Annotated in this window: 17 protein-coding genes; 9 read left to right on the top strand and 8 right to left on the bottom strand. The window is 69.1% G+C overall.

The features are described 5' to 3' along the window. The first annotated feature begins 96 nt into the window (after positions 1-96). From ACFYRU_RS32440 to ACFYRU_RS32420, 5 genes are all read left to right on the top strand, one after another. Positions 97-2,109: a DHA2 family efflux MFS transporter permease subunit gene (locus tag ACFYRU_RS32440; RefSeq protein WP_387665666.1), complete on the top strand. Its 2,013-nt coding sequence runs from the start codon at positions 97-99 to the stop codon at positions 2,107-2,109. A gap of 69 nt (positions 2,110-2,178) precedes the next feature. Beyond that, on the top strand, positions 2,179-3,615 hold the full coding sequence (locus ACFYRU_RS32435; RefSeq protein WP_387665663.1) for a nitrilase-related carbon-nitrogen hydrolase: 1,437 nt from the start codon (positions 2,179-2,181) through the stop codon (positions 3,613-3,615). Then, the gene (locus ACFYRU_RS32430; RefSeq protein ID WP_387665660.1) at positions 3,612-4,826 is read left to right on the top strand and encodes a sensor domain-containing protein; all 1,215 of its coding nucleotides are present in this window, start codon (positions 3,612-3,614) and stop codon (positions 4,824-4,826) included. Before ACFYRU_RS32435 ends, ACFYRU_RS32430 begins: the two co-directional genes overlap by 4 nt. Further along, entirely contained in the window at positions 4,817-5,461 is a 645-nt protein-coding gene (locus tag ACFYRU_RS32425) for a response regulator (protein ID WP_387666071.1), read from the top strand. Before ACFYRU_RS32430 ends, ACFYRU_RS32425 begins: the two co-directional genes overlap by 10 nt. Positions 5,462-5,525: 64 nt before the next feature. Further along, positions 5,526-6,401: an alpha/beta fold hydrolase gene (locus tag ACFYRU_RS32420; protein WP_387665658.1), complete on the top strand. Its 876-nt coding sequence runs from the start codon at positions 5,526-5,528 to the stop codon at positions 6,399-6,401. Here the strand turns inward: ACFYRU_RS32420 and ACFYRU_RS32415 are convergent, their stop codons facing one another. After that, on the bottom strand, positions 6,402-8,234 hold the full coding sequence (locus tag ACFYRU_RS32415) for an AMP-dependent synthetase/ligase (protein WP_387665655.1): 1,833 nt from the start codon (positions 8,232-8,234) through the stop codon (positions 6,402-6,404). It lies immediately after the preceding gene. A gap of 108 nt (positions 8,235-8,342) precedes the next feature. On the opposite strand from ACFYRU_RS32415, the gene ACFYRU_RS32410 reads away from it, so the two are divergent. Further along, on the top strand, positions 8,343-9,938 hold the full coding sequence (locus tag ACFYRU_RS32410; RefSeq protein ID WP_387665652.1) for a peptide-N4-asparagine amidase: 1,596 nt from the start codon (positions 8,343-8,345) through the stop codon (positions 9,936-9,938). Here ACFYRU_RS32410 and ACFYRU_RS32405 read toward each other — a convergent pair. The 4 genes from ACFYRU_RS32405 to ACFYRU_RS32390 all read right to left on the bottom strand — a co-directional run bounded on the left by ACFYRU_RS32405 (position 9,926) and on the right by ACFYRU_RS32390 (position 13,623). Then, positions 9,926-10,519: a class I SAM-dependent methyltransferase gene (locus tag ACFYRU_RS32405; protein ID WP_387665650.1), complete on the bottom strand. Its 594-nt coding sequence runs from the start codon at positions 10,517-10,519 to the stop codon at positions 9,926-9,928. The two genes, ACFYRU_RS32410 and ACFYRU_RS32405, sit on opposite strands and share 13 nt — an antisense overlap. A gap of 193 nt (positions 10,520-10,712) precedes the next feature. Next, on the bottom strand, positions 10,713-11,738 hold the full coding sequence (locus tag ACFYRU_RS32400) for an aspartate-semialdehyde dehydrogenase (protein ID WP_387665647.1): 1,026 nt from the start codon (positions 11,736-11,738) through the stop codon (positions 10,713-10,715). 176 nt (positions 11,739-11,914) lie between these two features. Next, positions 11,915-12,100, bottom strand: coding sequence for a tautomerase family protein (locus tag ACFYRU_RS32395; RefSeq protein ID WP_387665645.1), 186 nt, complete (start codon positions 12,098-12,100; stop codon positions 11,915-11,917). 26 nt (positions 12,101-12,126) lie between these two features. Next, positions 12,127-13,623 carry a sodium:solute symporter family protein gene (locus ACFYRU_RS32390; protein WP_387665642.1) on the bottom strand — a complete coding sequence of 499 codons (1,497 nt, stop codon included), beginning with the start codon at positions 13,621-13,623 and terminating at the stop codon, positions 12,127-12,129. A gap of 142 nt (positions 13,624-13,765) precedes the next feature. Between ACFYRU_RS32390 and kduI the strand changes: the two genes are divergently transcribed. From kduI to ACFYRU_RS32375, 3 genes are read left to right on the top strand one after another with little or no spacing between them, the layout of a single operon-like run. Continuing rightward, positions 13,766-14,590 (top strand): 5-dehydro-4-deoxy-D-glucuronate isomerase, encoded by an 825-nt coding sequence (gene kduI / locus ACFYRU_RS32385; protein ID WP_387665640.1) that lies wholly within the window; start codon positions 13,766-13,768, stop codon positions 14,588-14,590. After that, the gene (locus ACFYRU_RS32380; protein WP_387665638.1) at positions 14,587-15,342 is read left to right on the top strand and encodes an SDR family oxidoreductase; all 756 of its coding nucleotides are present in this window, start codon (positions 14,587-14,589) and stop codon (positions 15,340-15,342) included. Before kduI ends, ACFYRU_RS32380 begins: the two co-directional genes overlap by 4 nt. A 20-nt stretch (positions 15,343-15,362) precedes the next feature. After that, complete coding sequence (locus ACFYRU_RS32375) at positions 15,363-16,118, top strand: IclR family transcriptional regulator (protein WP_387665636.1); 756 nt, start codon at positions 15,363-15,365, stop codon at positions 16,116-16,118. Here the strand turns inward: ACFYRU_RS32375 and ACFYRU_RS32370 are convergent. The 3 genes from ACFYRU_RS32370 to ACFYRU_RS32360 all read right to left on the bottom strand — a co-directional run bounded on the left by ACFYRU_RS32370 (position 16,083) and on the right by ACFYRU_RS32360 (position 19,308). Then, entirely contained in the window at positions 16,083-17,294 is a 1,212-nt protein-coding gene (locus ACFYRU_RS32370; protein WP_387665634.1) for an MFS transporter, read from the bottom strand. The two genes, ACFYRU_RS32375 and ACFYRU_RS32370, sit on opposite strands and share 36 nt — an antisense overlap. Before the next feature lie 24 nt (positions 17,295-17,318). Next, positions 17,319-18,533, bottom strand: a complete 1,215-nt coding sequence (locus tag ACFYRU_RS32365; RefSeq protein ID WP_387665631.1) for an MFS transporter — start codon at positions 18,531-18,533, stop codon at positions 17,319-17,321. Positions 18,534-18,681: 148 nt separating this feature from the next. Beyond that, entirely contained in the window at positions 18,682-19,308 is a 627-nt protein-coding gene (locus ACFYRU_RS32360) for an MOSC domain-containing protein (RefSeq protein WP_387665628.1), read from the bottom strand. Positions 19,309-19,352 lie beyond the last annotated feature (44 nt).

The following is a 19,352-nucleotide window of genomic DNA, read 5'->3' as shown; positions in this document are numbered from 1 at the left end:
GTACGGGCGGCTCCACACACCGCCCGTACCCAGCTTTTCATCCGATCGCAGCAGTTTCTGTCTAGCAGAAAGTGCTGAGACGGTTACATTCGGCTCATGGAGACCGCGGCTCAGCCTGTCGGACGTGCCACCCGGAACGCGGTCGTGGTGGCGATCATGCTCGGAATGTTGCTCGCGGCCCTCGACCAGACGATCGTGGCGACCGCACTGCCGACCATCGTCAGCGACCTCGGCGGCGCCAACCACCTGTCCTGGGTGGTGACGTCGTACCTGCTCGCCGAGACGATCATGACCGCGCTGATCGGGAAGTTCGGCGACCTGTACGGGCGCAAACCGATGTTCCTGCTCAGCGTCGTACTGTTCCTGGCCGGTTCCGCGCTCTGCGGGATGTCGCACTCGATGCTCTGGCTGGTCGGCTCGCGGGCGATCCAGGGCCTCGGCGCCGGCGGCCTGATGGTCACCGCGATGGCCGTGATCGCGGATGTCGTACCGCTCAGCGAACGCGGCCGGTACCAGGGCGTGATGGGTTCGGTGTTCGGGGTGTCGACGGTCGCCGGGCCGCTGCTCGGCGGGCTGTTCGTCGACCACCTGAGCTGGCGGTGGGCGTTCTACGTCAACCTGCCGCTCGGCATCATCGTGCTGATCGTTGCCTCGATCACCCTTCCGTCGGTGAAGGCCGCGGTCGGGCCGAAGATCGACTACCTCGGGATCCTGTTCATCGGGATCGCCGCGACCGGACTCACCCTCGTCACCACCTGGGGCGGGAACGAGTACGCCTGGACGTCGACCGTGATCATCGCGATGGCGGTCGGCTCCGTGCTCGCGCTCGGACTGTTCGTGGTCGCGGAACGACGCGCGGCGGAACCGTTGCTGCCGTTGCGGCTGTTCCGCTCACCGGTGTTCACGGTGTGCTCGATCATGAGCTTCATCATCGGGTTCGCGATGCTCGGCGGGGTGACGTACCTGCCGACGTACCTGCAGTTCGTGCACGGCGCCTCGGCGACCGAGTCCGGGCTGCAGATGCTGCCGCTGGTCTGCGGCCTGCTCGTCGCGTCGGTCGTGGTCGGGCAGATCATCAGCAAGAGCGGGCGGTACCGGCTGTTCCCGATCGTCGGCACGATCCTCATCGGCGTCGGGCTGTACCTGCTCTCGCTGCTGGACAACAGCACGTCGTACGTCGAGACCGCCGGCTTCATGGTCGTCCTCGGGCTCGGCGTCGGCGCGTGCATGCCGGTGCCGACCGTCGTCGTCCAGAGCACCGTCGACTACGCGGACCTCGGCGTCGCGACCTCCGGGGTGAGCTTCCTGCGGACGATGGGCAGCTCGTTCGGCGTCGCGGTGTTCGGGTCGATCTACGCACACCAGTTGCCGGAGAAGCTCGGCGTCGCGGTACAGACCGCGCAGGTCGATCCCACGGTGGCGGCGACGGTCGCGGGCGTCCGTTCGCTGCCGGATGCGGCTCGGTCGGTGATCACCGCGGCGTACGCGGACTCGCTGCATGTCGTGTTCCTGTGGGCGGTCCCGGTGGCCGGGCTCGGTTTCGTCACCGCCCTGCTGCTGAAGGAGGTTCCGCTCCGGGACACCGCGCGGATGGCCGCGTCCGATGTCGGCGAGAACTTCGCGGCACCGGCCTCGTTCGACTCCGAACACGAACTGCAGAAGCTCGCGGCGCTGGTCGTACGGCACCACAAACGCAACCCGGCACCCGAGGTCCTCGCCCAGTCCGGACTGCCGTTGAACGCCGCGCAGGCCTGGATGATCATGCGGGTCTTCCGCGGCGGCGCCGAGTCCGGCTCGGCCACCCTCGCCGAGATCACCGGCGACCTGCGGATGCCGCCCGGCGTCCTGGAACCGCTCGCCACCCAGTTGGTTGCCGACGGCTACTTGTCCGAAACCCTCGGCCACTACCGCTTCACTACCCTCGGCCTGGAAATGTTCCAGCGTTTCGTCGGCGCCTTCCGCGTCTGGATGCTCGACCACCTCGCCGACTGGGACCCGGAAAACTCCGACGCCTTCTCCAAGGCAGTGGACCGCCTCGCCGAACAAATGATCGACCAGGGTCAATCCCTCACCACCGGCAAACACGCCAGGGAGCTCGCCCTGGGGTAGACAAAACTGCAGGTAGCTGGGGAGGGAACGGCAGTCCGTACGCGGCCGGCGACGGCGAGGCTCAGAGGTATGGACAATCTGAGCAGTGGGTGGCGAAAGTGGTTGTGGTTGCTGGCCGGTGCTGGTCTCGGCGTGGTCGGGACCAACACGACCTGGTCGATAGCGGTCGCCGGGTGGGTGTTCTCGGTGTGTCTGATGCGGTTCACCCGCGCCAGCGGCGTGCTGGCGGGCTTCCTGTGGGTATGCCTGGGGTCGGCGGCTTCGACAGTGCTCGGCGTGGCCGCTGCCGGACAGAGTGGCACGGCGGCGATCCTGGTCGGGTGCCTCGTGCTGAGCGTGCTGCTGAGCCTGCCGTTGCTGGCTGACCGGCTGGTCGCCGCGCGGCTGGGTCCGCTCCTCGGGACGCTGGTGTTCCCGGCCGCGCGTGTGGCGGTGGAGTTCCTGATCGCGTCGACGAGTCCGCTGGGGACGATCTTCGGCCCGTTGGGTACCAGCCAGTCGACGAACCTCCCGCTACTGCAACTGGTCTCGGTGACCGGCATCTACGGCATCAGCTTCCTGATGGCGTGGGCGGCTCCGGTCGCGAACCTGCTGCTGGAGCGCCGCGGGGCCCGTCCGGCGGCGGCGTACGCCTCGGTCCTCGGCCTGGTCCTGCTCGGTGGCGGTCTCCGGCTCGCCGCGGCCCCGGCCCACGGAGAACTCGTCCGCGTCGCCGGCGTGAGCGTCTCCCAAGCCGCCGAGGACCGCAAACGGCAGCTCGCCGGCCGTCCCGCCGAAGCCTACGCCGCGCTGAACGACGACCTCTTCGCCCAGACTCGCCGGGAGGCGTCCGGCGGCGCGAAGATCGTCGCCTGGCCGGAGGCCGGCGCAGCCGTCCTCGAGCCCGACTACCCGGCGTTCCTGGCCGCCGCCCGGAACGTTGCCCGGGACAACCACATCTACCTCGACCTCGGGGTCGCCGTGATGCGCACCGGACGGCCGCACTCCCGGGACCTCGCCGTGCTCGTCTCCCCCGACGGACAGGTGCTCTCGACGTACGACAAGGCGCACCCGGTCCCGGGCCTGGAGGACCTGAAGCCCGGCGACGGCAGGGTCCCGGTGACGTCGACGCCGTACGGCCGGCTCGCCAACGTGATCTGCTTCGACGCCGACTTCCCCAGCACGCTGCGGACCCGCGCCGACGTGATGTTCGTCCCGTCGAACGACTGGCGCGGCGTCGAACGCATCCACGCCCGCAACGCGGTCTTCCGCGCCGTCGAGAACGGCTACGCCCTCGTCCGCCAGACCAGCGGCGGTCTCGCCATCAGCACCGACGCGTACGGCGTACCCCTCGCGCGAACCGACTACTTCAGCACACCCCAGCAGAGCATGGTGGTCTACGTCCCCACCCATGGCACCCGGACCGTCTACGGTGTGGTCGGCGACCTGTTCGCCTGGCTCTGCGCCGCGGCCGCGACCGGCCTGCTCGGAGCCGGGCTCGTCCGGCGGAAGGGGGCACTGCGATGAGGGCGCGACTCACCACCCCGCTGCGGGCGCTGGCGGTCATGGTGATCTCGGTCGCGGGGGTGCTCGCAGCCGTCTGCGTCCTCGTGAGTGCTGTCCTCGTCCTGGTCGGCGTGGGTCGGTTCCTGTTCCCGCCGGCGGTCGCTTTGCTACGCCGGGTCGCGGACCTGGCCCGGTCTCTGGTCCGTCGGGCCGGTGTCGAGGTGCAGCGACCGTACGGCGCTGAGGCCGGGACGGCTCAACTGCTCAAGGCACGCAGTACCTGGCGGGACGTCGTCTGGGCGTTCCTCGACCCGATCATCGGGAGCTGGGCGACCGCGCTCGCGATCGGGATGCCGCTGTTCGGGGTGTACGGCGTGATCGTGCAGCCGTTCGTGTGGCAGGCGAACGAGCGGGCCGGCGGCTCCAACTCGTACGGCGTCATCCACGTCACCTCGACCGGGACCGCGCTCGCCGCGATCCCGTTCGGCGTCGCGCTGATCGCGCTCGGGCTGTACATCGGCCCGCCGTTGCTCCGGCTGCGCGCCCGCTGGTCCGGTGGGCTGCTCGGCCCGTCCCGCGCGGAGCGCCTGAGCAGGCGCGTCGAGACGCTGACCGAGAACCGCGCCGACACCGTCGACGCCCAGGCCGCCGAGCTGCGCCGGATCGAACGCGACCTGCACGACGGCGCCCAGGCCCGATTGGTTGCCCTCGGCATGAGTCTCAGCAACGCCGACCGGCTGTTCGACCAGGACCCGGACGCCGCGCGGAAGCTGGTGGTCGCGGCCCGGGACGCGTCGTCGAAGGCCCTCGACGAGCTGCGCGATCTGGTCCGCGGCGTCCATCCGCCGGTGCTAGCCGACCGCGGCCTCGCCGACGCGATCCGCGCGCTGGCGCTCGACTCGCTGGTCGACGCGGACGTCGTCGCCGATCTCCCCGGACGCCCGTCGCTGCCGGTGGAGTCGGCGGTGTACTTCGCCGTCAACGAGCTGCTCGCCAACGTCGCGAAGCACGCCGGTACGACGGCATCGGTCACGCTGTCCTACGCGAACGGCGTACTCCACTGCACGGTGGCCGACGACGGTCCGGGCGGCGCCGATCCGATCCGCGGCAGCGGGTTGCGCGGCATCGCGTCGCGGCTGGCCGTGTTCGACGGGACGGTTGCGGTGCACAGTCCGGTTGGTGGTCCGACCAACGTTCGGTTGGAGGTTCCGTGCGCGATCAGATCCGCGTAGTGCTGGCGGAGGACCAGTTCCTGCTCCGGGACGGGTTGGTCCGGACGCTGACCGAGCACGGATTCACGGTCGTCGCCGCGGTCGACAACGGCCCGTCGCTGCAGCGGGCGCTGGCCGCGGAGGAGGCCGACGTCGCGGTCGTCGACGTACGGCTGCCACCGTCGTTCACCGACGAGGGGCTGCAGGCGGCGATCGAGGCGCGGCGGCTCCGGCCCGCGTTCCCGGTGCTGGTGTTGTCGCAGTACGTCGAACAGTTGTACGCGCGGGAGCTCCTGGCGGACGGGGCCGGCGGAGTCGGGTACCTGCTGAAGGACCGGGTGTTCAACACCGAACAGTTCGTCGACGCGGTCCGGTCGGTCGCCGGCGGTGGTACGGCGATGGACCCGCAGGTCGTCGCCAAACTCCTCACCCGGGGCGACGCCCGCGGCCGCACCACCGGCCTCACGCCCCGCGAACGCGACGTCCTGGAGCTGATGGCCGCCGGCCGCTCGAACGCCGCCATCGGCCGGCAGCTGTCGCTGTCCACCAGCGCGGTGACCAAGCACATCGCCGGCATCTTCACCAAGCTGGACCTCCCGGCCAGCGACACGGACAACCGGCGGGTGCTGGCCGTCCTCACCTACCTCAACCAATGACCACGTTGCGCGATGTTCGTGCTGGGGCGGGCGGTCGGCACCACTGTCACGTATCGTGCGCCGCATGGTGAGCGATGGGGTGCGGATGATGTCCGCCGGTGGGGTCCAGCATTGGGTGCGGGTGAGCGGGGCGGCGCACGGCGGCGTACCGCTGGTGTTGCTGCACGGTGGGCCGGGTGAGAGTTCGTACAGTGTCGAGCAGTCGGTCGGGGATGCGCTCGCGGAGGTGACTCCGGTGGTGTTCTACGACCAGCGCGGGTGCGGGCGGTCGGAGCGCCCGTCCGATGCGTCGACGTACACGATGGAACAGCTGGTCGCCGACCTCGACGAGTTGCGTACGGCGCTGGGCGTCGAGCGGATCGTCCCGTGGGGCGTGTCGTTCGGGTGCCTGCTGGCGGCCGAGTACGCCGTTGCCCACAGCAACCACGTGGACCGCCTGGTACTGCAGGCACCGCCGATCGCCGACCCGCTGCACCCCGGTCTGTGGACGATGCGCCCGGCCGCGGTCGACCCGATCCTGACCGACCCCGAGCGGACCGCGTTGCGCGCCCAGCTCGACGGCATCACCGAGCCGATGGAACGGACGATCGCCGCCCTCGGCGCGATCTCCCAGAGCGCGAACGCGGCCGCGTTCTTCTACCACGACCCGGCCAACATCCCGCCCGACGACCAGAACGCGCCGCCGCCGAACATGGAGGTGGCGATGGCCCTGGTCGGCAACGAACGCGCCGAACTGGTGGACGACCTCGCCGCCCTGGACGTCCCGACCCTCATCCTCGCCGCCCTCTGGGACCGCCAGGTCGGCTTCGACATCCCCCGCGACCTCGCGGCCCGCCTCCCCCAGGCAACCCTGGAGATCTTCCACCACGCAGCCCACTCGATCAACGAAGAGGAACCAGCACACTACGTCGACACGATCCGCAAGTTCCTCGCCCGTTGACTACTTGTACATCTTGTCGAGGATGTCGGCGTACTGGGTTTCGACGTGTTTGCGTTTCAGTTTGAGGCTGGGGGTCATTTCGCCGGACTCGACAGTCAGGTCGCGGTCGAGGATGGTGAACTTCTTGATGGTTTCCCAGCGGTTGAGGCCGGCGTTGAGTTCGTCGACGTAGCCTTGGACCATCGCCCGGGCGGCGTCCGAGGTGACTATCTCCGCGTACGGCTTGCCGGCCAGGCCGTTCGCGGCTGCCCAGCCCTCGATCGCATCGGGGTCCAGCGTGACCAGCGCGGAGACGAAGTTGCGCAGGTTGCCGTGGACGATGAACTGGCCGGCGTACGGGCAGATGGTCTTGAACCGGCCCTCGATCACCTGCGGGGCGACGTACTTGCCGCCTGAGGTCTTGAACAGGTCCTTCTTACGGTCGGTGATGAAGAGGAACTCGTCCTCGAAGTGGCCGATGTCGCCGGTGTGGAACCAGCCGTCGGCGTCGATCACCTCGGCGGTCTGGGCAGGCTGGTTGTGGTACCCGCTCATCACGCCGTCGCCTTTGATCAGCACCTCGCCGTCCTCGGCGATCTTGAACGACGTCCCCGGGAACGCCGGACCGACACTGCCCAGCCGGTACTGCGTCGGCCGGTTCAGCGTCGAGCCTGCTGACGTCTCCGACAAGCCGTAGCCCTCGAGGATCAGCAGACCGGCGGCGTGGAACCATTCCGCGAGCTTCTTGTCCAACGCGGCCGAACCGGAAACGAAGAACCGGATCCGCCCACCGAACCGCGCGCGGATCTTCGACAACACCAGCCGGTCCGCCGCCGCGTACTGCGCACCGAGCAGACCTGACGGCTCCCGCCCCGCCTGCCGCAGCTCCGAAACCCGGGCGCCGACGCCGAAGGCCCAGTCGAACAACCGCGCCCGCGCGCCGCCCTCGGACTGGATCATCGTCTTGATCCGCGCGTGCGCCTTCTCGAAGATCCGCGGCGCCGCCGCCATGAACGTCGGCTGCACGATCGCCGCATTGTCGACAATCTTGTCGATCCGCCCGTCGACCGCGGTCGCGAACCCGATCTGGCACTGGACGGCGAGCAGCACCTGCCCGAACACGTGCGACAACGGCAGCCAGAGGAACTGCAGGTCGTCCGGCGACAGCACCTGCATCCCCTCGACCGCGGCGCCTTCGTACGTCCAGACCGAGTGCGGCAACCGCACACCCTTCGGGCGTCCGGTCGTACCCGACGTGTAGATCAGCGTGCACAAGGTGTCCGGTTTGATGCCGACAATCCGATCGTCGACAGCCGACGGATGTCCGGCGAGGTACTCGTCGCCGAGCATGTCCAGCTGGCCGAGCCCGATCACCCAGTCGCCGTCCTTCTCCTCCGGCGTCCCGTCCAGCAGCACGATCTTGCGCAGCGACGGTGTCTCCGACCGGTGCTCGCGGAGCTTGTCGACCTGTCCCGCGTCCTCGGCGAACACCACCTGGAGGTCGGCATCGGCCACGATGAACGCCACGTCCGCGGAGATCGTCGACGGGTAGATCGTCGTCGTCGCGGCGGCCGCGAGTACGGCGGCCAGGTAGCACTCGATCCACTCGATTCGGGTGTTCGCGGCGATCCCGACCCGCTGCTCCGGTTCGACTCCGAGCGCGATCAGCCCCGCGGCCCGCCGGCGGGTGAGCGCCTCGGTCTCCCGCCAGGTCACCGACGTCCAGGCCTCCCCGCGCGGGAACCGGAACGCCTCGCGCTCCGGCGTCGCTTCCACCCGGTCCAGGAACATCTGGGCCATGGTGCCCTTGCGGTTGCTGAGCAGTGCGAGCTGGCCGGGATCGGCAACAGTCATGGCTGGCCTCCAAAGGGGGTCAAGTTAACCGGAGGGTAATAGCAATCCTCATCGGTGACCATGCCACTCGCTTGCCCGGCTGAACCTTCTCCATTACGTTTCCGCAACATGCGCATACGGTCGGTGGTAACCGCCTCACTATCCGTCCTGCTCCTCGCGATCGGCGTTCCGGCCCGGGCGGTGACACCGCCGCCGGAGTTCGGCTCGGACTACGACGATCCGCGGACGCCCGCCCCGGCGGTCGCCGTACCGCACACCAAGCACTGCGAGGTGCAGATCGTCCGCAACCAGTTCCGCAACTTCGACCCGTACCAGTCGACGTACACCCCGCCGGCCGGCTGCGAGGGGCCGTGGTCGAAGGTCGTGCTACGTATGCACGGCGCGGTGAAGGGCGTGCAGTACGACCGCCTCGGGCACCTCACCATCGGCGGCGTCGGCGTCTTCCGGACGTCGACCCCCGAGCCGAGCACCGACGGCATCAAGTGGAACGTGGAGAAGGACGTCACGTCGTACAGCCCGCTGCTGAGATCACCGCAGCCCGTCGTGATGGAACTCGGCAACGTCGTCGACAACACCTACACCGGTGTCCTCGACATCACCGTCACGCTCGACTTCTACACCACCGACCGCCACACGCCCGCTGCGCACACGGCCGACGAAGTGCTCCCGCTCCAGGACCAGACCCGCGACGGCGCGGACCTGCGGGGTACGGCGACGCTGCCGAAGAACACGACCCGCGTCCTCGGCGAGGTCTACGTCACCGGATCAGGCGGCGGCTGCGAGGAGTTCTGGGACACGTCCGCACCGGCCGAGACCGGGTACTCCTGCCCTGACGGTTCGCCTTACCGCGAGGTCGACGTGAGCATCGACGGCAAACTCGCGGGCATCGCGCTGCCGTACCCGTACATCTACACCGGCGGCTGGTCGAACCCGTACGAGTGGCGCCCGTCCCCCGCGCCCCGTGCGTTCGACATCAAGCCGGTGACGTACGACCTCACGCCTTTCGCGGGGCTGCTCGCCGACGGCAAGCCGCACGAGTTCCGCATCCACGTCGACGGCGTACCGGCGGGCCAGTCGGGGTGGTTCACCGTACCGAACCTGCACGTCTGGACCGACGCCCACCGCGCGCAGACCACCGGCAGCCTCACGTCGTACGCCGTCGGCCCACTCGCCAAGACCGACGACGTCACCGGCGCCCCGAACGAGGCCGGCTCCGTCAACTCGACCGCGTCCCGCACTTTGAAGATCAGCGGGTACGTGGACACGTCGGCCGGACGGATCCGCACCACCGTGCAGCGCGACCTGAGCAACGTCTCCAAGCACACGTGGGACGCGGGCGAATCCCGCGACGCCCTCGACGCGAACTGGCGTGACACCGAGACCACGATCAGCAACGGCCGCGTCAACCGCACCGACCTCGACTACGGGAAGAACGGCGTCCTCACGTTCTTGCCCAACGCAACGATTCCGGGTGGGTACGACGTCGTCACCGATCTGAAGATCCACGACACGATCCGGACGCCGAGGCTCACCACGACCGAGACGTACGACGGCCGCGCGTCCTGGATCTACGGCGTACCGCGGGACCAACGCCACGCCACCGGGACCCAGACCGTCCGGTACCGCTCGATCGGCCACGGCTGCTTCGACCACACCCTCACCGCGGAGAACGGCGTTTACACAAAGGACTTCTACCGCTGCTGATGCTTTCGCGCGACGATTCGATGGATCGTACGGCCTGAGCTTGCGCTGGTGACCTGCTCGTCGACGAGCAGGTCACACGCGGCCAGCGCGTTCTTCACGACCAGCTCGTCGACGGCGGCGTACAGGCGGCCGGCGTCGTCGCGCTGGTCGGTCGCGGAGACGCGCCACGTCAGGTAGAGGACGCCGCCTGGCTTGAGGATGTCGACGAGGCGCCGTACAGCCGGGCCGACTGCGGCGGGCTCGAGGTGCATGAGAACGGTCTCGCACAGCACGTTCGTGAAGCTGTTCGCGGCGACCCCGTCGAGCTCGGGCAACGCGGTGTCGTGGAACTCGACCTCCGGATGCCGGCGAGCAGCCTCGGCACGCAGTCCGGCGGACGGTTCGATGCCGATCGCGTCGAATCCGTTGGCGACCAGCCAGGCCGTGTCGCGCCCGCTGCCGGACCCCACGTCCGCAGTGCGCCCGAGCTCGAAGTACCTGCGGACAGCGTCCTGGAGGTCAGTGCCTGCGGGCTGGGTTTCCCAGTCGTCCGCGTACTCGGCGGCACCGGTGTCGTAGGCGTGCAGCGTCTCGGAGTCCACGGACCAATCGTGGACTCGAGTTATCTCGATGTCAACCTTCTTGACGTCGAGAGAATGTTTGGGTGGTGTACCGAAGAACGGGCAGTGGTCGGCGCGGCGCCGCAGGTTGCCGTACCAGCCGAGCGGCGGACTGGCGACGGTCGGGTATGCCGGGCTGAGGACGACCCGTTCTTCGGTACGCGGGTGACGGATGTCAGCGGGCGGCGAGCAGTTCGGCGATCTGGACGGCGTTGAGGGCGGCGCCCTTGCGGAGGTTGTCGTTCGAGACGAACAGGACCAGGCCGCGGTTGCCGGTGACCGACTGGTCCTGGCGGATGCGGCCGACGTACGACGGGTCCTGGCCGGCGGCGAGCAGCGGCGTCGGCAGGTCGGCGAGCGCGACTCCGGGCGCTTCCCGCAGCAGCTCGGTCGCCTGCGCCGGCGTGATCGGCTCGGCGAACTCGGCGTGGATGCTCAGCGAGTGACCTGTGAACACCGGCACCCGGACGCACGTACCGGCGACCGGCAGGTCCGGGAGGTGCAGGATCTTGCGGCTCTCGTTCCGGAGCTTCTGCTCCTCGTCGGTCTCGCCGGTGCCGTCGGCAACGATCGACCCGGCCAGCGGGAGCACGTTGAACGCGATCGGCCCGGCGTACACCTTGGGCTCGGGCAGCGTGATGCCCTCGGTACCGCGGGCGAGCTTGCCGCCGGCCACGGACAGTTCCCGGGCCTGGTCCTCGAGCTCGCTGACGCCGACGCCGCCGGAGCCGGAGACGGCCTGGTACGTCGAGACGACCAGCCGGGTGAGGCCGGCCGCGCGGTGCAGCGGGGCGAGCACCGGCATCGCGGCCATCGTCGTACAGTTCGGGTTCGCGACGATGCCCTTGGGGATCGTGTCCAGGTCGTCCGGGTTCACCTCGGAGACGACCAGCGGTACGTCGGGGTCCATCCGCCAGCCGGACGAGTTGTCCACCACGACCGCACCCGCGGCGGCGACCTTGGGAGCGAGTTCCTTCGAGGCAGTCTTCCCGTTCGAGAACAGGGCCAGCTCGAGCCCGGAGAAGTCCGCCGTCGCGGAGTCCTCGACCACGATCTCCCGGTCACCGAACGGCAGTTTCGTCCCGGCCGACCGCGCCGAGGCGAAGAACCGCACCTCGTCCACCGGAAAGCGCCGCTCAACCAGCAACTCCCGCATAACCCCGCCGACCTGCCCCGTCGCACCAAACACACCAACTCGCATACGACCGAGCCTAGTAGCCCCCCGCCCCACCCCACCTCCCATCCCACCGAACGGACGCCAGGCCCAGCACAATCGCCGGCAACGACCGGCGTTCACGCTCAGCGGGCGGCGGAACGGGCGATTGTGATGGCCTGGAGGTCCGGGACCGAGCCTCCAGGGCGCCTCCGGGGCACCGGTCAGGTGTCGGAGGCGAGGGTGCCGCCGTTGGCTACGTCGGTTTTCTCGATTTCGGTGAAGACGATGCGGACGGACTCGCGTTTGGCGCCGAGGATCGCGATGGCGGAGTCGGTGACGGCGGCGACGAACTCGCGGCGCTGGTCGAGGGTGCGGCCGGAGAGCAGTTCGACGGTGATGTTCGGCATCTGGCAGTTTCTCCTGGGATTCGGTGTCAGGACAGGGCCGCCGCCGGGCGGGCGGTGACCGGATCGGTGTTCAGGGAGTCGACCAGCTCGTCGACGTCCCCGCGGTTCTCCGGCAGCAGCAGGCCGAGGCCGACGTACACGACCAGAGAGGTTGCCAACGGCAACGCGACGACCAGGGTCTGGTCGGTGGATCCGACGCCGTACTTGACGATCGCCCACGCGATCAACCCGATCGCCCAGGACGCCAGCGCCGCCCGCGACCCGCTCCGCCGGAACCACGGCAAGAGCCCGAGCATCAACGGGATCGCGATCGGCCCCATCGTGGCGGCGACCAGGTCGACGACGATCTTCAGTACGACCCCCTCGCCGTTGGTGGCGATCGCGATCAGCATGCTCACCGTGACGAACGTGAACGTCACGATCCGCGCCATCCGGAGCGTCGCGCCGTCGGTCAGCCGGCGGACGCGCGGTACGAGGACTGGTGCGAGGTCGCGGGTGATCACCGACGAGATCGCGTTCGCGTCGGAGGCCACCATCGCCATCGTGTGCGAGAAGAACCCGGCCAGCACCAGGCCGATCAGTCCGCTCGGCAAGAGCAGCTGGGACAGCGCGACGTACGACTGCTCGGGTTTGCCCGGGTGTACCAGCAGCGGCGCCGCGCACATCGGGATGAACAGGATCAACGGCCAGACCAGCCACAACGCCGAGGACAGCAAGGCGGATCGCTTCGCCGCGGAGCCGGACGGCGCGGCCATGTAGCGCTGCGCCAGGTTCCACATGCCGCCGTTGTACTCAAAGGTTTTGATGAACAGGAACGCGATCAGGAAGACCGGCGTGTACGGCCCGTTGAGCGCGTGACCGTGCCCGGCCGGCAACTGGTCCCACATCTTCCACAGCGTGGGTACGCCGTCCAGGTGATGCAGGACACCGACGAACATCGCGACCCCGGCCCCGAACTGGATCACGAACTGCCCGAAGTCGGTGAGTACGTCGGCCCACAGCCCGCCGAGCGTCGCGTACAGCATCGTCACCACGCCGGTCAGCAGGATCCCCCACCGGATCGGTACGCCGGTGAAGCCGTTCAGCAGCACGGCGATCGCGACCCATTTGGAGGCGATGTCGACGACCTTCAGTGCGGCACCCGAGTACGCCAGGGCCTGTTGCGTCGGCAGGTTGTAGCGGCGGGCGAGGTACTCCAGCGGCGACACGACCCCGTGTTTCGCGCGCAGCCGGTTCCAGCGGGCGGCGAACAGGAACGCGCCGATGCCGACGCCGATCCCGATCGTCATCGCCCACCAGACGTAGACGGTGATTCCGTACGAGTACGCGACCGCGGCGAACGCGACGAACATGACGGCGCTGTAGCCGGACATGTGGTGCGAGATGCCGGACAGCCACCAGGGGATCCGGCCGCCGGTCGTGAAGTAGTCCACGACGGTCTTGATCTTGGTGCGCGACCAGACCCCGATCAGCACCATCAACACGAAGTAGCCGACCAGGACCGTCCAGTCCACAGCGGTCATCGGGGATCCTCCCAGGGGCGATGGGGGTGAGTGACTGGAAGGTTCCATGGAACAGAACCGAGTGTCAAGAGACGGAACCCGGAACAATCTTGGGCCGAGTTCCAGGCTTGACGAGTGGTTCCATGACGTAGAACCTAGTTCCGTGACTCTGCAGATCAGGCACGCCACCCATCCCGAGCAGCTGCCCGGCTTCGACACCGCAGCACTGCGCCGCCACTACCTGGTGGAGGACCTCTTCGTTCCCGGCACCGTCACCGCGGTGCTCACCCACCACGACCGGATCGTGCTCGCCGGCGCCCGTCCCACCGACGGACCGTTGACGCTCGGCACGTATCCGGAGCTGCGCAGCGAGTACTTCCTCGAACGCCGCGAGGCCGGGATCGTCAACGTCGGCGGCCCCGGTACGGTCACCGCCGACGGCACCAAGTACGAGCTGACCACCGGCGCCTGCCTGTACGTCGGGCGCGGCGTCCGCGAGGTCGTCTTCGAAGGACCCGACGCGGCGTACTACGTGTTCTCGGCTCCCGCGCACACGGACTTCCCGACCGCGCAGGTGAACCCCGGCGAGGGCAACCGGCTCGAACTGGGCGACCAGCAGACCGCGAACCGCCGCACCATCGACCAGTTCATCCACGCCGACGGCGTGCGGAGCTGCCAGATCGTGCTCGGGGTGACGACGCTGCACGCGGGCAGTACGTGGAACACGATGCCCGCGCACACGCACGACCGGCGGACCGAGTGCTACCTGTACTTCGGCCTGCCGGAGACCGAGCGGATCGTCCACCTGCTCGGCGAACCCGAGGAGACCCGGCACGTGCTCGTCGCGGACCGGCAGACGATCATCTCGCCGAGCTGGTCGATCCACTCCGGCTGCGGCACGTCGTCGTACAGCTTCGTCTGGGCGATGGCCGGTGAGAACCAGGCATTCGGCGACATGGACGGTGTCGACGTACGGGATCTGCGGTGACGTCGTTCAGTCTCGAAGGACGTACGGCGCTGGTCACCGGAGCGCGACGCGGTATCGGCGCCGCGATCGCGGCCGGGTACGCCGCGGCCGGCGCCGAACTGATCCTGATGGCCCGGGACGCGGCGCTCGAGGACACCCTCGAGGCGATCAAGCAGAACGGCGGCGGCGGCGCGACGGTGGTGATCGCAGACTTCGCAGATCCGGCCGCGGTCGAACGGGCCGCGACGGAGATTGTTGACAATAGGAACGTCGACATTCTGGTCAACAACGCCGGCACGATCCGCCGCGCGCCCGCGGCCGAGACCACGGCCGCCGACTGGCAGCACGTGATCGACGTGAACCTCAACTCGACCTGGGCGGTGACCCGGCCGGTCGGCGCCGCGATGGCGAAGCGCGGTACGGGGAAGATCGTCACGATCGCCTCGCTGCTCAGCTTCCAGGGCGGGATCACCGTCCCCGCCTACACGGCCAGCAAGCACGCCGTGGCCGGGCTCACCAGGGCACTGGCCAACGAATGGGGACCGGCCGGGGTACAGGTGAACGCGATCGCGCCCGGGTACATCAGTACAGGCAACACCGCCGCACTGCAGGCGGATCCGAGCCGCGAGACCGCGATCCGGCAGCGCATTCCGGCCGGTCGCTGGGGCCGGCCTGAGGACGTCGTCGGCGCGGCGGTGTTCCTCGCATCCACGGCGGCGGACTACGTCAACGGGCACGTTCTTGCCGTCGACGGTGGCTGGCTGTCCAGGTAGGGAGTGGCAGGATGTCGGACATGAGTTCGCCTTCGGCCATCGACAAGACGTTGATGGTGCTGGACGCCGTACTGGAGCACTCGCGGTTCACCGACGTGGTGAACGCGACCGGCCTGGCCAAGTCGACCGTGCACCGGATCATGGCGTCGCTGGTCGAGCACGAGTTCGTCGCCCAGGCCGAGGACGGGTCGTACCATCCCGGCCCGAAGGCGCTGCGGCTGGCCGGGCACGCGCTGACCAACGTCGACCTCGCCACGGTCGCCCGCCCGGCACTGGCGGACCTGGTCGCGCAGACGCGCTGCACCGTGCACGTCGGCCTGCTCAACGGCGACGAGGCAATCTACGTCGCGCGTCTCGACGGCCCCAAGCCGTACCGGATGCCGTCCCGCGTCGGCAAGGCGATCTGGCTGCACTGCACCGGCATCGGCAAGGCCCTGCTCGCCGAGAAGGACGACGAATCGCTCGACGTCCACATCACCCGCACCGGCCTCCCCGCCCGTACCCCGCTCACCCACACGACCGCCTCGGCGCTCAAGGCCGATCTCGCCCAGACCCGAGCCCGCGGCTACGCCCTGGACGACGAGGAGAACGAGCCCGGCATCCGCTGCGTGGCCGCCGTCATCCACGACCACACCGGCGCCGCGATCGCCGCCGTCAGCATCTCCACCCTCTCCCTGGAACAGTCCATCGCCCAGGTAGCCCTGATGGCCCCCGCCGCCATCGAAGCCGCCCGCAAGATCTCAGCCGCGCTCGGCTACCGCGAACCGACGTCCTGACGCCCAGCGCACCACCGGCACGAACAACACGCCCACGAACGCGAACCACCCACCGAGGACGATCCAGCCTGGTACGCCGAGACCGAGCGGGAGCAGCGCCATGATCGATGGGGCGACCATCGAACTGACCGACGTACTCGTGTTCCAGACACCCTGGTACTGACCTTGCGCCTGCTCCTGGGCGAGGTCGAAGCCGAGCAGGAACGATCCGGACGACTGCAGCAGCTCCCCGGCCGTCTGCACCGACGCGGCAACCACCAGCACAGCAACGGCCACGATCGCGTCGCCCGCCGACGCGGTCGCGAACAGCACCATCGATGCCAGCAGCAACAACCCGGCGGTCCGGGTGGCGCGCGCGGCCGAGGCGGTGTCGACGATCCCGCGGGACGCACGGACCTGCAGTACGGCGACCCCGGCCGCGTTGACGATCAGCGGCACCGCGGCGGTCCAATGCGGCGCGTCGGTGTGTTCGACCACCCAGAGCGGGATCGCGACGTCGATCACCGAGAAGTTGATCGAGATCCCGGCGTTCAGCGCGGCCACGGCCAGGTACCCGCGGTCGCGGAGCGCGATCCACACCGGGCCGTCGGCCCGTGGCTGCGGAGCGACCCGCGGCACGGCGAGTACGACGAGCGCCGCGATCACACCGAGTACGACGTACACGCCGAACATCAGCCGGTACGACGCCGCCGTACCGAAAGACAGCGCGATCGCGCCGAGGCCGGCGCCCGCAGTGACGCCGATGTTGGTCATCGATCGCAGGTACGCGCGGGCGGCGACGCGTTCGGGGCCTTGGACGACGCCGGCGATCAGCGCGAACCGGACCGCGTTCGAGCCGCGGTCCAGGACGACGACAACCGTCGCGACCGCGAGGAACTGCCAGAACGTGCCGATCACGATGTAGAGCAGGGCGGTCGCCGACATCAGCAGGCTGAGGACGACGAACAGCGTACGTGGTCCGCGGCGGTCGGCGAGGTGGCCGAACGGGATGCTCGCGAGCAGACCGAACAGCCCGGCGACGGTCAGTCCGAGGCCGACCTGCGCGATCGACAGCCCGACGACGCGGGTGAAGTACAGCACGCTGATCGTCATCAGCAGGCCGTTGCCGACCCGGCTCAGCAGGGTCGCCAACGCCAGCGGGCGGAGCGGGCCCGGAGCCGGTAGCAGCTTCCTCACCGGCCCATCATCAGCTATCTGCGACTAAGTCGCAACAAGTTCGGCGGCACGGTTGCGTTCGGCCCAGCGGACGACCGGAACGAACAGGATGCCGACGAGGGCGAACCAGGCGCCGAGGATGATCCAGCCGGGGACGCCAAGGCCGAGCGGGAGCAGGGCCAGCACGGTCGGGGCCACCATGGTGCTGATCGACATGCTGGTGTTCCAGACGCCCTGGTACTGCCCCTGGGCGTGGCCGGGCGCGAGGTCGAAGCTGAGCAGGAACGAGCCGGACGACTGCAGCAGTTCGCCGATCACCTGGACGAACGCGCCGACGGCGAGCAAGGCGACCGCGGTCACCGCGTTGCCCCAGGTGGCACCGGCCATCAGCACCATCGATGCCATCAGCAACAGTCCGGCGGTCCGGGTGGCGCGGGCGGCGGTCGCCGGGTCGGCGATCCCGCGCGACGAACGCACCTGGAACAGCGAGACGACGACGGTGTTGATGATCAGCAGTACGGCGACAGTCCAGCGCGGGGCGTCGGTGTGGTCGACCACCCAGAGTGGGATCGCGACGTCGAGGACCGCGTAGTGGATGCTCATCCCTGCGTTCAACGCGGCGACGGCGAGGTACCCGCGGTCGCGCAGCGCGATCCACACCGGCCCGCCGTCGTCGTGCGGCTGCGGCGCTACCCGCGGGATCGCCAGTACGACGAACGCTGCGACGCTGCTCAACAGTGCGTCGAGGACGAACATCAGGCGGTACGCCGTACCGGTGTCGAAGTGCAGGGCGAACGCGCCGACGGCCGCGCCGAGCATGATGCCGATGTTCGTGACGGCCCGCAGGTACGCCCGCGCCGCGACCCGTCCCGCACCGGTGGTGACTGCGGCGATCAGTGCCGCGCGCACCGCGCCCGCGCCGCGGTCGATCATCGTCAGCACGATGCTCACGACGACGAACTGCCAGAAGTTCTGCACGAACAGGTAGACCAGTGAGAGGGCGCAGACGGTCAGGCTGAGTACGACGAACAGCCCGCGCGGGCCGCGCCGATCCGCGAGGTGCCCGAGCGGCACGGCGGAGAGCAGGCCGAACAGACCGGCGACGGTGAGGCCCAGACCGACCTGGGCGATGCTGAGGCCGACGATCCGGTTGAAGTACAGGACGCTGACCGTCATCAGCAGACCGTTACCGACCCGGCTCAACAGCGTCGCCAGCGCCAACGGCCGCAACGGCCCCGGCTCGGGCAGCACGTCGCCCATCACACCCCCTCCCGCGACCGCACTTGCCTGGCAGACCCAGCAATTTGCCTGGCAGACCCAGCAAATCGGGGGTTACGGACCCGCTGTACCGGTGTGGAACCCAGCATTTGCTGGGTTACCCAGCCAAATGCGAATCGCGGCGGCGGCGTCATCCGCGCGTCACGACGCGCTGCGCGGTTTCGCGGAGCTCCTCCATCAGGTCGACGCCGGAGTCGAGCATTCGCTGCATCTTGGCGGGGTCCTCCTGGGCGAACATGAGCGCGACGGTGACTTCGTGGTCCGGCCTGCTGACGATCTCGATCGGGTCGCCGGCGCCGATCGTGCCCTCGCGGAGCACCTTCAGGTACGCGCCGGGGCGGCCGGCCTGGTGGAACCGCTTGACCCAGCGCGGGAGCTGCATCCGGTGCTGGAACGTGATGCACGGGATCCGTGGCGCGCGCACCATCACCTCGACCTCGGCGCCGATCCGCCACACCTCACCGAGCAGCGCACCGTTCACGTCCAGGCCCTCGGTCCGCAGGTTCTCGCCGAACAGTCCGGTCGGGATCTCGCGGCCCAGTTCGCCGGCCCACCAGGTCGCGTCCTCGTCGGCGTACGCGTAGAGCGCGAGGTCCGGGCCGCCGTGGTTCTTGGTGTCGCAGACCCGGTCGCCTTCCAGGCCGAGCGCGCGGACGCGGACCCGGCCGGGCTGCGGCCGCTTGTCGATCGCGGTGAAACCCGTCTCCTTCGGACCCGGAATCAGCTTCTCCACCACGTTGACCGTCAGCACCCGCATACCCGCATCCTCTCCCGGAGCACCCGGTTCCTTCCACGGGTTTT

The sequence above is a fragment of the Kribbella sp. NPDC004536 genome (assembly GCF_042873835.1).
Classification (GTDB): domain Bacteria; phylum Actinomycetota; class Actinomycetes; order Propionibacteriales; family Kribbellaceae; genus Kribbella.
The sequence above is the reverse complement of the archived record's forward strand: the minus strand, read 5'-3'. Positions and strand labels throughout refer to the sequence as shown.

Bases quoted from the DNA above. Each gene is read 5' to 3' on its own strand.
- ACFYRU_RS32440 (WP_387665666.1), top strand. From the start codon at position 97: ATGGAGACCGCGGCTCAGCCTGTCGGACGTGCCACCCGGAACGCGGTC.
- ACFYRU_RS32435 (WP_387665663.1), top strand. From the start codon at position 2,179: ATGGACAATCTGAGCAGTGGGTGGCGAAAGTGGTTGTGGTTGCTGGCC.
- ACFYRU_RS32430 (WP_387665660.1), top strand. From the start codon at position 3,612: ATGAGGGCGCGACTCACCACCCCGCTGCGGGCGCTGGCGGTCATGGTG.
- ACFYRU_RS32420 (WP_387665658.1), top strand. From the start codon at position 5,526: ATGGTGAGCGATGGGGTGCGGATGATGTCCGCCGGTGGGGTCCAGCAT.
- ACFYRU_RS32415 (WP_387665655.1), bottom strand. From the start codon at position 8,234: ATGACTGTTGCCGATCCCGGCCAGCTCGCACTGCTCAGCAACCGCAAG.
- ACFYRU_RS32410 (WP_387665652.1), top strand. From the start codon at position 8,343: ATGCGCATACGGTCGGTGGTAACCGCCTCACTATCCGTCCTGCTCCTC.
- ACFYRU_RS32400 (WP_387665647.1), bottom strand. From the start codon at position 11,738: ATGCGAGTTGGTGTGTTTGGTGCGACGGGGCAGGTCGGCGGGGTTATG.
- ACFYRU_RS32395 (WP_387665645.1), bottom strand. From the start codon at position 12,100: ATGCCGAACATCACCGTCGAACTGCTCTCCGGCCGCACCCTCGACCAG.
- ACFYRU_RS32390 (WP_387665642.1), bottom strand. From the start codon at position 13,623: ATGACCGCTGTGGACTGGACGGTCCTGGTCGGCTACTTCGTGTTGATG.
- ACFYRU_RS32375 (WP_387665636.1), top strand. From the start codon at position 15,363: ATGAGTTCGCCTTCGGCCATCGACAAGACGTTGATGGTGCTGGACGCC.
- ACFYRU_RS32365 (WP_387665631.1), bottom strand. From the start codon at position 18,533: ATGGGCGACGTGCTGCCCGAGCCGGGGCCGTTGCGGCCGTTGGCGCTG.
- ACFYRU_RS32360 (WP_387665628.1), bottom strand. From the start codon at position 19,308: ATGCGGGTGCTGACGGTCAACGTGGTGGAGAAGCTGATTCCGGGTCCG.